We start from the raw sequence: 14,618 nt of genomic DNA on the forward strand, positions 1-14,618 counted from the left end.
ATCTTGATCTTGTTATTTAGAATATTTACTTTCTTTGAAGAAGTTTAAATACAGCTGGCGGAGTTAGTCTTTAAGTTAGTTGTGCATAGACTCGTTATATAGTTTTATGTGTCCTATTGTGTGGGGGAGGATCAACATAAACCTTTCTAAATCAAAATCTAACTAAGCCAGCCATATTTAGAACAACAAATTAGTTATTATCGATGCTGTTATTATGTAAGCTATAGTTAGTCCACCTAAATATATTGGTAAAGCACAAAATTGAGATCTAAAATTTCTTCTCATATCTATTCACTTACATGTCTTTTTGTCAATGAGGCATATAATATAGCAATATAAATATTTCAACAATTAGTAAAAATTAACAAGGCTAATCAAAAATTGATACCAAGATAATTTTTTTGATAAATTTGGCTATGGTTATTTCAAATGTTTTTAGTTCCTTAATATGTTATTATACATGGTAATTTTATTTGCAAAACAAAGCTTAAATGTTTAGAAGTCTTCCTCTTTTTATAGGGTTAAGATATATCCGTGCTAAGAAGCGTAATCGGTTTATATCTATTATTTCTGCTATATCTTTTTTGGGTATATCTTTGGGAGTTACTGTCTTGATTACAGTAATGTCTGTGATGAATGGTTTTGATCAGCAAATCAAAAATAGAATTTTGATGATGGTACCACCTTTGAAAGTATATCAAATGGGTGGGCAAGTTACTGATTGGCCAAAATTAGCAAAAGAAGTTGAGAAAAGTGCGCCTAGTGTTACAGCAGTAGCTCCTATCGTGGAGTCTCAAGGATTGTTAAGTGCAAATAATGGTGGTAGTACAACTGCTTTTGTACAGATACAAGGTATAGAACCAAAATATCAAACTAAGGTGTTACCAATTGGTGATCATATCATAGAAGGTAAGTTATCATCATTGGATGATAATGAGGGCTATAATATTGTTTTAGGTAGTGCACTAGCAAATAGTTTAGGTGTTAGCATAGGAGATAAAGTTACTTTAATAGTTCCTAAAATAAGCTTAACACCAGCTGGAATGATTCCTAGAATTAAACAGTTTACAGTATCAGGTATATTCTTAGTAAGTTATCAATATGATGCTTATTATGCGATGATTAATATTAAAAATGCCCAAAAAGTATTTGAAACTGGTAATTCAGTATCATCTCTTCAGCTAGGTCTAAAAAATATCTATGATGCGCCACTTGTAAAAAATAAGCTTAATGATGGTGCTATAGCTCCATATTATTTCACTCGTGATTGGACTGATGAGAACAAATCTTTCTTTGATGCTTTAAAAATGGAAAAGACAATGATGTTCTTTATCCTATTGCTGATAATTACGGTTGCTATATTTAACCTATTATCCTCTTTGGTTATGGTTGTGACTGATAAGCGAAGTGATATTGCAATCCTTAGAACTATGGGGATGTCATCAAGACAAATTATAACGGTGTTTATCTACCAAGGATTTATAATTGGTTTAATTGGTACGATTATAGGAGTTCTATTGGGAATTTTACTATCGACTTATGCCACAGAGATTGTTAATTTCATTCAGCATGTTACAGGGAGACAATTCTTGAGTGCTAGCGTGTATCTAATTAATTATATTCCATCGGAGCTTATGTGGTCTGATGCATTTAAGGTTACTTTAGTTTCTATGTTTTTAAGTTTCTTAGCTACACTTTATCCAGCTTGGAGTGCTTCTAAGGTTCAACCAGTGGAGGCACTTAGATATGAGTAATATAGTTTTAAGTTGTAAAAATGTCTCAAAAAGTTACATAGAATTCAAAACAGATATAGCTATACTAAAAAATGTAAACCTTGAAATTAATAAAGGAGAGAAGGTTGCTATATTGGGTCTATCAGGATCAGGTAAGACAACATTGCTAAATGTTTTGGGTGGACTAGATAAGTGTAGCTCAGGTGAAGTAATGCTTATGGGCGAGAGATTTGATAATCAATCTGTTAATAAGCGTGCAAAGATGCGAAATAAGCATTTAGGCTTTATCTATCAGTTACATCATTTGTTGCCGGAATTTACAGCTATTGAGAATGTAATGATTCCATTAGCTATTACCAAAAAGTATACAAAAAAAGAGTCAATAAAGCTTGCTAATGAAATTCTAACAAAAGTTGGTTTAGAACATCGTGCACATCACAAGCCTGCTGAGCTTTCGGGTGGTGAGCGCCAAAGAGTTGCCATTGCTAGAGCATTAGTTACCAATCCTAACTGTATTTTAGCAGATGAGCCTACAGGAAACTTAGATAGTCAAAGATCTGAAAGTATATTTGCTTTGATGCAGCAGCTTAGTGATGATTTTGGAACTAGCTTTGTAATTGTCACACATGATGAGAGACTAGCTAGTCGTATGAATAAAATCTATAGATTAGTAGATGGCGAGTTAGAATTAGTTGAACATGCCAACTAAATCATTATTTATTGATTTTCATTAGTAAAAAATATTTTTATCTGATTCACTTTTAGTATACTGCATAAGTATATAGTCTATAAGTGGTAAAGCTGATGAAGACAATTGTATTTGTATATAAAGACACTTTAAAATCCTATAAAGAAAAGTTCTTACTAAAGATTGAAAAAGATTTACAAAGTTATGAATATCATACTTTAACAGTAGATGATTTATCTGAGGTTGTAGAGATTCTTGAGGATAATTCAAGAATATGTTGTATTGTGCTTGATAGAACTAGTTTTAGTATTGAAGCATTTCATAATATTGCTCATCTTAACACTAAACTACCAGTATTTGTGGTTTCTGATTATAGCCAAAGTATCAAACTTAATTTACGTGATTTTAATTTAAATATTAACTTTTTACAGTATGATGCTTTAGCTGGTGAGGATTCTGATTTTATTCATAGAACTATTACAAACTACTTCAATGATATTTTGCCACCTTTAACTTATGAGTTGTTTAAATATTCTAAATCGTTTAACTCATCATTCTGTACTCCAGGTCACCAAGGAGGCTACGGTTTTCAGCGTTCGGCAGTAGGCGCATTATTCTATGATTTTTATGGCGAGAATATTTTTAAGACAGACTTATCTATTTCAATGAAAGAGCTAGGAAGTTTATTAGATCATTCTGAGGCTCATAAAGATGCCGAAGAGTATGTCGCAAAAGTTTTCCAAGCTGATAGATCGTTAATTGTTACTAACGGAACATCAACAGCTAATAAAATAGTAGGTATGTATAGTGTTGCCGATGGCGATACAATTCTTGTTGATAGAAATTGCCATAAATCAGTTACACACCTAATGATGATGGTAGATGTTAATCCAATATATCTAAAACCAACAAGAAATGCTTATGGCATAATTGGTGGTATACCTAAAGAAGAATTTCAGCACCAAACTATCCAAGAAAAAATTGATAATAGTAGCATTGCAGATAAATGGCCTGAATATGCTGTTGTTACAAATTCAACTTATGATGGTATTTTATATAATACAGATACTATTCATCATGAACTAGATGTTAAAAAGTTACATTTTGATAGTGCTTGGATACCATACGCGATATTTCATCCAATCTATAAGCATAAGTCTGCGATGCAGATTGAACCAAAGCCAGAGCATATAATCTTTGAGACACAATCCACTCACAAACTTTTAGCGGCCTTCAGTCAGTCATCAATGTTGCACATAAAAGGTGATTATAACGATGAAGTTTTAAATGAAGCATATATGATGCATACTTCAACATCTCCTTTTTATCCAATAGTTGCTAGTGTTGAGACGGCAGCAGCAATGATGGAGGGTGAGCAGGGATATAATCTTATCGATAAAACTATTAATCTAGCGATAGATTTTAGACGAGAGCTAGTCAAGCTTAGATCAGAGGCTGGTGATTGGTTCTTTGATGTTTGGCAACCTGATAATATTTCTAATAAAGAGGCGTGGTTATTAAGAAATGCTGATAAATGGCATGGATTTAAAAATATAGATGGAGATTTTCTTTCATTAGACCCGATTAAGATAACAATCTTAACTCCAGGTATAAAAGATAATGATGTCCAAGATTGGGGTGTACCAGCAGATATAGTAGCTAAGTTTTTAGATGAGCATGATATTGTAGTTGAGAAATCAGGACCTTATTCATTGTTGTTTATCTTTAGTTTAGGCACTACAAAAGCAAAATCAGTAAGGCTAATATCGGTACTTAATAAATTCAAACAAATGTATGATGAAAATACATTAGTTGAGAAGATGCTACCAACATTATATGCTGAAGATCCTAAGTTCTATAAAGATATGAGAATCCAAGAAGTTAGTGAAAGATTACACCAGTATATGAAAGAAGCTAATCTTCCTAATCTTATGTACCATGCCTTTAATGTGTTACCTGAACAGCAACTTAATCCTCATAGAGCTTTTCAGAAATTACTAAAAGGTAAAGTCAAAAAAGTCCCGTTAGCAGAGCTATATGGACAGACCTCAGCCGTGATGATATTACCATATCCACCAGGTATACCAGTGATATTCCCAGGCGAAAAAGTTACTGAAGAATCTAAGGTAATATTAGATTTCTTATTGATGTTAGAGAAGATAGGATCAATGCTGCCAGGATTTGATACAGATATACATGGACCAGAGAGAGCAAAAGATGGTAAATTATATATCAAAGTGATTGATGATTAATATTAGATTTTTTTGAAATAAAATGCTTATAATTAGCTAAAAAAAATGTATAGTGTTGCTTATCGAGTCTAATTTTAGGTGGGAAAATGCTTAAAACTCCTCTTTATGAATCACACTTAGCAGCAAATGCTAAAATGGTAGACTTTTCTGGATGGTCAATGCCAATTAACTATGGTTCACAAATTCAAGAGCACAATAATGTTAGAGAGAACTGTGGTGTCTTTGATGTATCACATATGCTAGCTGTTGATATTCAAGGTAAAGATGCCGAAAAGTTCTTGCGTCATATCTTAGCTAATGATGTTGCTAAGCTAGAAGCAGGCAAAGCACAGTATGGCTGTATGCTAAATCATCAAGCAGGTATCGTTGATGATCTTATTACATATAAGATTGATTCAGAGAATTTCAGAATAGTTGTCAATGCTGGCAATAGAGAGTCAGATGTAGCATGGTTTAAAGAGAACTCTCAAGATTTAGATGTTACAATAACGCCACAACAAAATCTTGCGATAGTTGCTGTACAAGGCCCAAAAGCAGTAGAGATTGTTAAGCATACTGTAACTACAGAGATCGCAGAAGAAATAGCTAAGCTAAAGCCTTTTACATTTAAGTTTTTTAGTAATTGGATGTTTGCTCGTACTGGTTACACTGGTGAAGATGGTTTTGAAATAATGCTGCCAGCAGATCAAGTAGCAGATTTTTGGGATAATTTATTAGAAAATGGTGCTGAGCCGGCAGGGTTAGGTGCTCGAGATACTTTGCGCTTAGAGGCAGGAATGCACCTATATGGATCAGATATGAATACAGCTACAACTCCTCTAGAGAGAGGTCTCAGTTGGAGTGTTGATTTATCTGATGAGAATAGAGATTTTATTGGAAAAAAAGCATATCTTGCGAAAAAGTCACATGGTATAACTACTAAGTGGACAGGAGTTGTTCTAAAGTCAAAAGGAGTGCTTAGAGCGGGTCAAGAGATTGATTTTGATAATGGCGAAAAAGGGTATATAACAAGTGGTAGTTTTTCACCTACTCTTAAAGTAGCTATAGCATTAGCTTATGTACCTAAAGAAGGTGCCAATCCGGTCGTCAATATACGCGGTAAGGAACTAGAGGTAGAATTAGTTAAGGCAAAGTTTGTCAAGAATGGGCAATCTTTGATTTAAAAAATAAATATTTTCACAACAATAATTAATCGTAGTCAATACGGAGGTATAAAATGTCAAATATTCCTAATGAATTAAAATACACAAAATCTCATGAGTGGGTAAAAGTAGATGGTGATGAGGTTACTGTAGGTATTACTGAACATGCGCAGTCTTTATTAGGTGATTTAGTATATGTTGAGTTACCAGAAATTGGAGAGGACTTCTCAGCTGGTGATGATACTTGTGTCGTTGAATCTGTGAAAGCAGCTTCTGATGTGTATGCTCCTCTTGATGGTGAGGTTATTGAGGTGAATGAATCTCTAAGTGATGATCCTTCTCAAGTAAATCATGCACCATATAGAGATGGATGGTTATTCAAACTTAAAATTTCTGATGAATCTCAGCTGGCAGATCTATTATCTGCAGATGCTTATGCAAAAATTCTTGAAGACTAATTATAGACTTTTAGAGTTTCTATTTAGTCCTTTATAAAATTCTATATACGAAGACATGGAGGAAATATGTCTTTTATTCCACATAAACCTGAGCAGATAGAAAAAATGCTTGGTACTATAGGTGTAAGCTCTATAGATCAGTTATTTGATGAAATTCCAGCCCAGTTAAGAGCAGATACTTTTAAGATTAAAGATGGAATCAATGAGATTCAACTAGCAAATCAAATGAGAAAAAGAGCTAATAAAAATCATCATAATACAAACTTTATAGGAGCTGGGGCATATAGTCACTATATACCATCTGCTATATGGGATATTGTTGGCAGGGGAGAGTTCTATACAGCATATACGCCATACCAGGCGGAGGCTTCTCAAGGTGGCTTACAGGTTATATATGAGTTCCAAACTATGATGGCTGGCTTAACAGGTATGGATGCTTCAAATGCATCTATGTATGATGGAGCGACTGCTTTGGCAGAGTCTGTACTTATGGCGATTCGCTCAAATAAAAAAGCTAAATCCCAAAAGATTTTGATTGCTGAAGCTTTGCACCCAACCTATTTAAGAGTATTAGAAACTATTACAAAGCATCAAGGTATTGAGTTTGATATCGTTAATCTTGATTCTAAAAATGGTAAGACAGATATTACTAAGTTGGAAGATTTTGCGAATACCAATTATGCAGCTGTAGTTATCCAAAGTCCTAATTTCTTAGGTCAAATAGCTGATGTTGATGGGATTACAAATTGGGCACATAAGCATGGTGCTTTGGTTATTGCCGTGACTAATCCTATGTCACTAGCAATATTAAAATCACCTGCAGAATGGGGTGAAAATGGTGCTGATATAGTATGTGGTGAAGGTCAACCTCTGGGAGTACCTTTAGCTTCTGGTGGACCATATTTTAGTTTTATGACTTGTAAGATGGCTCATGTACGTCAAATGCCAGGTCGTATAGTTGGTAGAACAGTTGACTTAGACGGTAATGAAGGTTTTTGCTTAACTCTACAAGCTAGAGAGCAGCATATCCGTCGTGCGAAAGCTACTTCAAATATCTGTACTAACCAGGGCTTAATGGTAACAGCTGCGACTATTTATATGAGCTTACTAGGTGCAGAAGGTTTAGAAAGAGTAGCAAGTATATCTCATGAAAATACTACTAAGCTAGCAAATGAATTATCTAAACTAGATGGAGTAAATGCTAGATTTGATAATATATTCTTTAATGAGGTTGTTATTGATTTACCTGTAAATGCTGAAATTTTTGTTACAGAGATGGAAAAAGAAGGTATAGATGCAGGTTACTTCTTAGGTGAGTATCATAGTGATTTAGCTAACTCTATTATGGTTTGTGCTACAGAGATTCATACATCTGAAGATATCAAAAAGTATATAGAAGCTACTAAAAAAGTTTTAGCTAGGATAGGAGGTTAATTTAAATGGTTATTTTTGAAAAAACTAGAGGTAAAAACTCGCCATCTGTAATGCCTAGCAAAAAAGGTGATGTTTCAAATATCCCTACAGATATGCTACGTACTAAGAAACCAATACTTCCAGAGCAAGCTGAGCTAGATGTTGTTAGACACTATACACAACTTTCACGCAAGAACTTTTGTATAGATACAAACTTTTATCCATTAGGTTCTTGTACTATGAAATACAATCCGCGAGCTGCGCATAAGTATGCTTCATTAGCTGGATTTTTAGAAAGACACCCTTATGCAAGTGCTCAAAGTGTACAAGGTACTCTTGAATGTCTATATGATTTACAAGACTTAATCAAAGAGCTAACTGGTATGACAGGCGTATCATTAGCTCCTATGGCTGGTGCTCAAGGTGAGTTTGCAGGTGTAGCTATGATTAAAGCATATCATCACAAGCGTGGTGATTTCGAACGTGATGAAATCATCGTACCAGATGCTGCCCATGGTACTAATCCAGCTACTGCAAAAGTTTGTGGTTTAAAAGTTATTGAGATTCCAACTAAGAGATGTGGTGATATTGATCTAGAAGCATTAGACAAAGTACTTGGTCCAAAGACAGTTGGTATCATGCTAACTAATCCATCAACAGTAGGTGTATTTGAAAGAAATATTGCTGTAATAGCTAAGAAAGTCCATGAAGCAGGTGGTCTATTGTACTATGATGGCGCGAACTTGAATGCGATCATGGGTAAAGCTCGTCCTGGTGATATGGGCTTTGATGTTCTTCATATGAACTTACACAAAACTTTTGCAACTCCTCATGGTGGTGGCGGTCCAGGTGCTGGTCCTGTAGCTGTTAATGATAAGCTAAAAGAGTTCTTGCCAATACCAATGGTTGGTAAAAAAGATGATAAACTTGTATGGTTAGAAGAAAAAGATGTACCAAATACTATTGGTAGAATGTCTGCATTCAACGGTAATATTGGTGTATTAATTAGAGCTTATATCTATGGTGCGATGCTTGGTGGTAATGGTCTGACAGAAGCATCTGAAATAGCTACTCTAAATGCCAACTATATGATGGCTCGTTTAAAAGAAGAAGGCTTTACGATCGCTTATCCTGATAGAAGAGCTTCTCATGAATTCATCGTAACTTTGAAACCTGAATTTCAGAATTATGGTGTGACAGCTACTGATTTTGCTAAGTGTTTGATAGATAGAGGAGTACATGCTCCTACTATGTATTTCCCGCTATTAGTACCAGAATGTTTGTTGATAGAACCTACTGAAACTGAAAATGTTGATAGTATGGAGAAGTTTATCCAAGCAATGGTAGAAATCAGAGATATTGCTAAGAAAGATCCTCAGTATCTAAAAGGCGCTCCGTATAATTTACCAGCGCGTCGTCTTGATGATGTCAAAGCTACAAAAGAGCTTGATATCGTTTGGCAGCCTAAGTAATTCTTCTTTATAATCCTTGTAGATTTATCAAAAAAATATATACATGTCTAAAAATCTTAACCTAGTCAAAACTATATTTGTAATAAATATAATTTTTATAACTTTATCTTTCTATTTTCAAAATGAGTTGTTTAGTAAACTTGCAGTACTATGTACAGCTATATCACTTATATTGAGTATCATTTTCGATAAGAGGGCTTTTAACTCGAACCTGTTTTTGATCTTATCAATGTTACCAATATATCTGATAGTACCCGTTTATTAGAATCCAATGCTTGCAGCATTATTAATCACACTATTAATATCTGTATTAATATACAAAAAGCAGGTTTTTGAGCTATTTGATTTTGGGGAAATAAAAGATATTAGAATCTGGTTAGCAGTAGCGCTTGTATCTGTAGTAGCTTCAATAAGCTTGATAGTTTGGGGAGTATCAACTAATGAATTAACTGGCGTTGGAGCTGCAACTTCTCAAGAGCTTGAGAAGCTTAGTACTATTGTAATTTTAATGCTAATACCTATTGGGGCATTGCTAAATGCAACTGTTGAAGAGATTGTTTTTAGAGGAATTATCCAAACTGAATTAAGCAGAGTTTTTAGTGTTTCCGGAGCAATATTTTTACAAGCATTTTTATTTGCGGGATTTCATTATGCAGGAGGGTTCCCTAATGGATTAACTGGTTTTGCGATGACTTTTGTCTATGCTTGTGCTTTGGGTGTGATGAGATATAAAGTCAAAGGGCTACTTGCTCCTATCATTACTCATACATTTGCTGATATGACAATTTTGATATTTCTGTGGTTATATTTTTAGAGCTAAAGTTTTTATGTTCACTAGTGTATAATTTCTGTTATATGCTAATTCTTTGTAACTATTAGATGTGAAACATTTTCTTAAAAATATCTAGTATTCTTTTGGATATGCTCATACTAAACTAATGTTTGAGAATAATTGTAGTACAGATGCTGTATTTACTATTCAAAGATAAAAATAACAAATTAACTTTTACAAAGATACTAAAACCACACCAATATTATACGACTAAAGAGTTATCAAATGATAATTTTATGGATTCAACAACATCGTATTATGATATTGGCTTTAAATCTAAAGATTCATCAGGTTCTGTCGAATATGAGTTATCAAAAGGTTTTTTTTATTTTGGTCAAAAAGGTGTCAATCGAGCTTTATTTAAAGATCCAAAAGGTAATATAGAAATAAATCATCAATTTCACAATGATGGTTATGAGTACTATTAGACTAACTATTCAGTGAACCTTAAAATATTGATAAACGGTAGCTTAATAACACCAACTTTTACAGTTTCTGTATGTTATCAAGAGCTAGATATATTTGATAGTTTATTATTTGGTGTCAAAAGAATAATGATATTTGGCGATAGCTTAAGTGATAAAGGTAATTTGTATAAATATTCATTACAACTCTTACCAAAATCGAACCATATTATAGAGGGATGTTTTCTAATGGTGAGGTATGGTCAGAACAATTTGCAAATAGGCTTTATTTGAATAACATTCCCGTGAGTAACTATGCAGTAGGTGGTAGCTCGGTTATAGTGTTTCCAGAGTGGGCTGATAATAGCACTCCGTATGTCTTAGATGATCAAGTAGGCTTATATCTAAATCTAGAAGCTAATGATGATATAAAAGATAATTTGGCAATATTCTTTGTCGGAGGTAATGATTACCTAACTACTAATCCAGAGATGACGGATATTGATGGAGTAGTTAAGCAAGTGACAGATGGTATCATCAATGCTATTGAAAAAGTAGCAGCAAAACAGACAATGGTTGTTGGATTACCTGATCTGAGTATCATAGGAGAGTCTAAATCACTAAGTAATGAGAAAGTTCTCAAAAAAAATATACAAACAGCATAACAAAATTTTAAGAGAGTATGCAGATAAGCATAAAATGAAATTTATAGATATTGCTACAGTATTTGGTAAAATGGTAAATAATACTAAGAGCTTTAATAAAAAATATAATGTAACTATAAGCTTGGATCATATCAAAGATTCTTGTTGGTTGGGAGGGTATTTTTTATCTGAGAAGTCTAATATTGATAGTACATACAATAGCCTAGAGGCTAACGCTAAAACAGATTCTAAAGTTAAAATGAATGATCTATTAGAGCAGCTATCAATGCAAAGTGTTATAGATGCAGGATATGCTGGTAGCATGTGCGATAATCCCTAAGATTATGCGTTTTGGGATCATGTTCACCCAACATATCAAGTACATAGAGCATTATATAACTACATATTGTCAGAGTTAGGTGCTAGACCTGTCACAAGAGATAAATGATAGTAATTTTTCAAAATTTTGTTAAATAATTGTTTGACAAAGATAATTCTAAGTAATGTGCTAAAAGGTGTTTTGGATTATTCCATCTTTCCCTCTCAGATTTCTCCCAAGCTAAAGAGTTTTATAAGTAGGAGAAAACTATGAGTAAATATTCTTTAGAAACATTAGCCGTACATCGCTCTATACCAGAAAAGAGTGGGTCTGTACAAACACATATACATCAAACTTCTAGTTTTGTATTTGAAAGTACAGAGCATGCAGCAAATCTTTTTGCATTAAAAGAGTTTGGTAGTATATATTCACGATTAACTAATCCAACAGTAGATGAGTATGCTTCTAGACTAGCTAATCTTCATGGAGCTGCTGGAGGATTTGCCTGCTCATCAGTGCATGCAGCACAACTTTTGATTTTCTTGAATCTACTTCAAAGTGGCGATCATATAGTTGCTTCTAAATATTTGTATGGTGGTTTAGTAACACAATTGACACATACATTTCCAAGACAATTTCGTTGGCAATCAATTTTAGTTGATATAAACAAATTAGATGAGGTCGAAAATGCTATCCAAGAGAATACCAAAGCATTACTTATGGCGTCTCAGTCTAATCCTTCTGGAGTTATTGCCGATATCAAAGCACTTGCAAAAATTGCTCATGAAGCTGGTATTCCATTGATAGTTGACAATACTGTTGCAACACCTTATTTATTAAATCCATTAGAACATGGTGCAGATATTGTTTCTTATTCTTTGACAAAATATTTAAGTGGCAATGGTTCTATAGTCGGTGGTGCAGTTGTTGATGGAGGAACTTTTGATTGGTCAGCTAGTGATAAATTTTCTTTATTAGCAAAACCTGATAGATCTTATAATAATATTTCATTTCATGAAACTTTTGGCAAGTTGGCTTTTACCGTTAGGGGGGGGCTTGGAGTTGGTTTGCGAGATATAGGCGCTACTCTTAGTCCACATACTGCTTTTTTGACTATACAAGGTCTAGAAACATTAGGAGCAAGATTAGACAAGCATATCAAAAATGCTGAAAAAGTAGCAAAATTTTTAAATGCTCAGCCAAAGATTAGAAAAGTTAATTATGCTGGTCTTGTTAACTCTCCATATAATCTTTGGGCTAATAGATATTTTCCAAAAGGTGTTGCAGGACTGCTAACCATAGAGCTAAATGAGGGATTTGAGGCTGGCAAGAACTTGGTCGAGCAAACAAAGTTATTCACGCACTGCGCTAATATTGGTGATGCTAGAAGTTTGATTATACACCCGGCTTCAACGACACATTCGCAGTTAACAGAACAAGAGCGTATACAATCAGGAGTATCCGATGGTTTGGTAAGATTATCAATCGGCTTAGAAGATGCTAATGATTTGATCGAGGATTTAAAGCAGGCTTTGGATTATTCGGAGGTGCAGTATGACGATCAATGCAAAAAAGTCATTTGAGTTTTTTGGAGACTTACAGCTTAGTTATCAAACTGAGATTAGTATCAAGAATAGCTCTAGTATCAAAAGATTAAAAGTAGCTATTGTAAACTTGATGCCGACTGCCAAAGAAACTTAAAAGCACTGGGCAGATGTACTTTCTCATAATAATTCTACAATTGTTGAGTTAGTGTTTTTTCATTCATTAGTACGTCCTAGTACCAGAGTTAGCGAGAGTTACTTGCAAGAAAATTATGCTAATTGGCAGGATTATGATTTTGCTGATTTAGATGGAATTATTATCACAGGGGCTTCAGTTTAGTTATTAGAGTTTGAGAACGTTGATTTCTATCTAGAAGTTTGTGAGATAATTTCAAAAAGCCTTGAGTATAAATTATCTGTGATGTTAGTTTGCTGAGCTGCTCAGGCTGGTCTAAATTAGCTATATGGTATAGACAAACAATGTCTAGAAAATAAGTTATTTGGTGTATATGAACATAAGCCTATTAAACATGACCATCCACTGCTAAAAGGTATAGATTGTGAGCTTAAAGCTTGTATATCTCGACAAACCAAAATTACAGATCAGAAAGTATTGGAATATACAGATGTTATCATAGCATCAGCAATAGATGGCTTAGATTATTTAGCGGATAAAAAGTATGATATTATCTATATGTTTAATCACCTAGAATATACTCAAGATACTTTAGAAGCAGAATATTTAAGAGATAAAGCAACTACCAATAATATAGATAAGCCATATAACTACATGACAGCCAAAATAATATTAATTATTCATGGCAAAATGATAGAAAGACTTTTTATTCTAATTGGTTGGATATTATCAAATATAATAAGTAGCTGAATTATAAATCCCAAGCTTTTATTATATCATCTTCAGAGATTTTCTTTTGATTGAGATTTTCAAAGTAGATCATATATTGTTTAATCAGCTGATTAATATACATATCTTCACCAGAGATATAGAAAATATCTTTTTTATTACAATACTCAAGTAGATAGTTTTTCTTATTATCTTTTTCAGGCATAGCATGACAAAATACAATTTTTGCATTTTTAACCAAGTCTATAAATTGGTATTTTGCTCTAGCTCTGGTGATGATGATATTGGTGTAGCATCTACTACTAGATCATAAGGTCCTTCAAAGTGAGGAATGTTTTCTATACCTAGTTCTTTTCTTTTTTGAGCTACTTTATCAGCACTTCTACCGACTATAGTTACTTTAATGCCTAAGTCTTGTAGGACTTTAAAAGCAACACCAGAAACACCACTATTACCATAGATTACTGCGGTGTTGATAATTTTGTTTGATGCTTTGATACCTTTTCTAAGAGCTGTTTGTAAACCGTGACAGTCTGTATTATAACCATGAAGTTTGCCATCTTTATTGATGATGGTATTTACAGTTAAAGTCTCTTTAGCTAGAGGCCCTATGTAATCTAAAAATGGTATTACTTTTGATTTTAGACCATTGTGGGCTGTTACTGTACCACCATTGACAAAGGATGCTCTAATAGCATCTGTATATGTCTTGGCTAGTTATATCACCCAAAAATGTAAAATAACAAAGGTTTAAGCCTGGTTTTTGTATGGCAGTATTATGTCGTGGGATAGAAGAGTTACTACTAGAAGTAGAAAACAAAAACTTAGTCTCAGTATTAAGAGGAGTTTTAA

Annotated in this window: 15 protein-coding genes and 1 pseudogene; 15 read left to right on the forward strand and 1 reads right to left on the reverse strand. The window is 33.6% G+C overall.

Features of this window, described 5'->3' with window-relative positions:
• Positions 1–491: 491 nt before the first annotated feature.
• The 15 genes from FNO12_RS02480 to FNO12_RS11715 all read left to right on the forward strand — a co-directional run bounded on the left by FNO12_RS02480 (position 492) and on the right by FNO12_RS11715 (position 13,787).
• Positions 492–1,754: a lipoprotein-releasing ABC transporter permease subunit gene (locus FNO12_RS02480; protein WP_014715043.1), complete on the forward strand. Its 1,263-nt coding sequence runs from the start codon at positions 492–494 to the stop codon at positions 1,752–1,754.
• Positions 1,747–2,442, forward strand: coding sequence for a lipoprotein-releasing ABC transporter ATP-binding protein LolD (lolD, locus tag FNO12_RS02485; protein ID WP_014715044.1), 696 nt, complete (start codon positions 1,747–1,749; stop codon positions 2,440–2,442). The genes FNO12_RS02480 and lolD overlap by 8 nt, the downstream gene beginning before the upstream one ends.
• Before the next feature lie 95 nt (positions 2,443–2,537).
• Entirely contained in the window at positions 2,538–4,673 is a 2,136-nt protein-coding gene (locus FNO12_RS02490; protein WP_014715045.1) for a lysine decarboxylase LdcC, read from the forward strand.
• Between the two features lie 86 nt (positions 4,674–4,759).
• Complete coding sequence (gene gcvT / locus FNO12_RS02495) at positions 4,760–5,836, forward strand: glycine cleavage system aminomethyltransferase GcvT (protein ID WP_014715046.1); 1,077 nt, start codon at positions 4,760–4,762, stop codon at positions 5,834–5,836.
• Between the two features lie 53 nt (positions 5,837–5,889).
• On the forward strand, positions 5,890–6,273 hold the full coding sequence (gene gcvH, locus FNO12_RS02500; RefSeq protein WP_014715047.1) for a glycine cleavage system protein GcvH: 384 nt from the start codon (positions 5,890–5,892) through the stop codon (positions 6,271–6,273).
• A gap of 66 nt (positions 6,274–6,339) precedes the next feature.
• Complete coding sequence (gene gcvPA / locus FNO12_RS02505; protein WP_014715048.1) at positions 6,340–7,707, forward strand: aminomethyl-transferring glycine dehydrogenase subunit GcvPA; 1,368 nt, start codon at positions 6,340–6,342, stop codon at positions 7,705–7,707.
• Positions 7,708–7,712: 5 nt separating this feature from the next.
• Entirely contained in the window at positions 7,713–9,158 is a 1,446-nt protein-coding gene (gene gcvPB / locus FNO12_RS02510; RefSeq protein ID WP_014715049.1) for an aminomethyl-transferring glycine dehydrogenase subunit GcvPB, read from the forward strand.
• Between the two features lie 271 nt (positions 9,159–9,429).
• Complete coding sequence (locus FNO12_RS02515) at positions 9,430–9,972, forward strand: CPBP family intramembrane glutamic endopeptidase (RefSeq protein ID WP_014715050.1); 543 nt, start codon at positions 9,430–9,432, stop codon at positions 9,970–9,972.
• A gap of 149 nt (positions 9,973–10,121) precedes the next feature.
• Positions 10,122–10,418 carry a hypothetical protein gene (locus FNO12_RS10170; protein WP_030003373.1) on the forward strand — a complete coding sequence of 99 codons (297 nt, stop codon included), beginning with the start codon at positions 10,122–10,124 and terminating at the stop codon, positions 10,416–10,418.
• Between the two features lie 215 nt (positions 10,419–10,633).
• Positions 10,634–11,059, forward strand: coding sequence for an SGNH/GDSL hydrolase family protein (locus FNO12_RS10175; protein ID WP_030003374.1), 426 nt, complete (start codon positions 10,634–10,636; stop codon positions 11,057–11,059).
• Between the two features lie 34 nt (positions 11,060–11,093).
• Positions 11,094–11,378, forward strand: a complete 285-nt coding sequence (locus FNO12_RS10180; RefSeq protein WP_234385429.1) for a hypothetical protein — start codon at positions 11,094–11,096, stop codon at positions 11,376–11,378.
• Positions 11,379–11,626: 248 nt separating this feature from the next.
• Positions 11,627–12,940: an O-acetylhomoserine aminocarboxypropyltransferase/cysteine synthase family protein gene (locus tag FNO12_RS02525; protein ID WP_030003376.1), complete on the forward strand. Its 1,314-nt coding sequence runs from the start codon at positions 11,627–11,629 to the stop codon at positions 12,938–12,940.
• The gene (locus tag FNO12_RS10185) at positions 12,912–13,058 is read left to right on the forward strand and encodes a hypothetical protein (protein WP_030003377.1); all 147 of its coding nucleotides are present in this window, start codon (positions 12,912–12,914) and stop codon (positions 13,056–13,058) included. The genes FNO12_RS02525 and FNO12_RS10185 overlap by 29 nt, the downstream gene beginning before the upstream one ends.
• A gap of 51 nt (positions 13,059–13,109) precedes the next feature.
• On the forward strand, positions 13,110–13,241 hold the full coding sequence (locus tag FNO12_RS11710) for a hypothetical protein (RefSeq protein WP_335589250.1): 132 nt from the start codon (positions 13,110–13,112) through the stop codon (positions 13,239–13,241).
• Between the two features lie 129 nt (positions 13,242–13,370).
• A complete protein-coding gene (locus tag FNO12_RS11715; protein ID WP_306821483.1) occupies positions 13,371–13,787 on the forward strand; it encodes a homoserine O-acetyltransferase/O-succinyltransferase family protein in 417 nt (138 codons plus the stop codon).
• Position 13,788: 1 nt separating this feature from the next.
• On the opposite strand, the pseudogene FNO12_RS02535 reads toward FNO12_RS11715, so the two are convergent.
• Positions 13,789–14,586: pseudogene (locus tag FNO12_RS02535) on the reverse strand (shikimate dehydrogenase family protein).
• Positions 14,587–14,618: the final 32 nt, after the last annotated feature.

This window comes from Francisella orientalis FNO12 (assembly GCF_001042525.2).
Classification (GTDB): Bacteria; Pseudomonadota; Gammaproteobacteria; order Francisellales; family Francisellaceae; genus Francisella; species Francisella orientalis.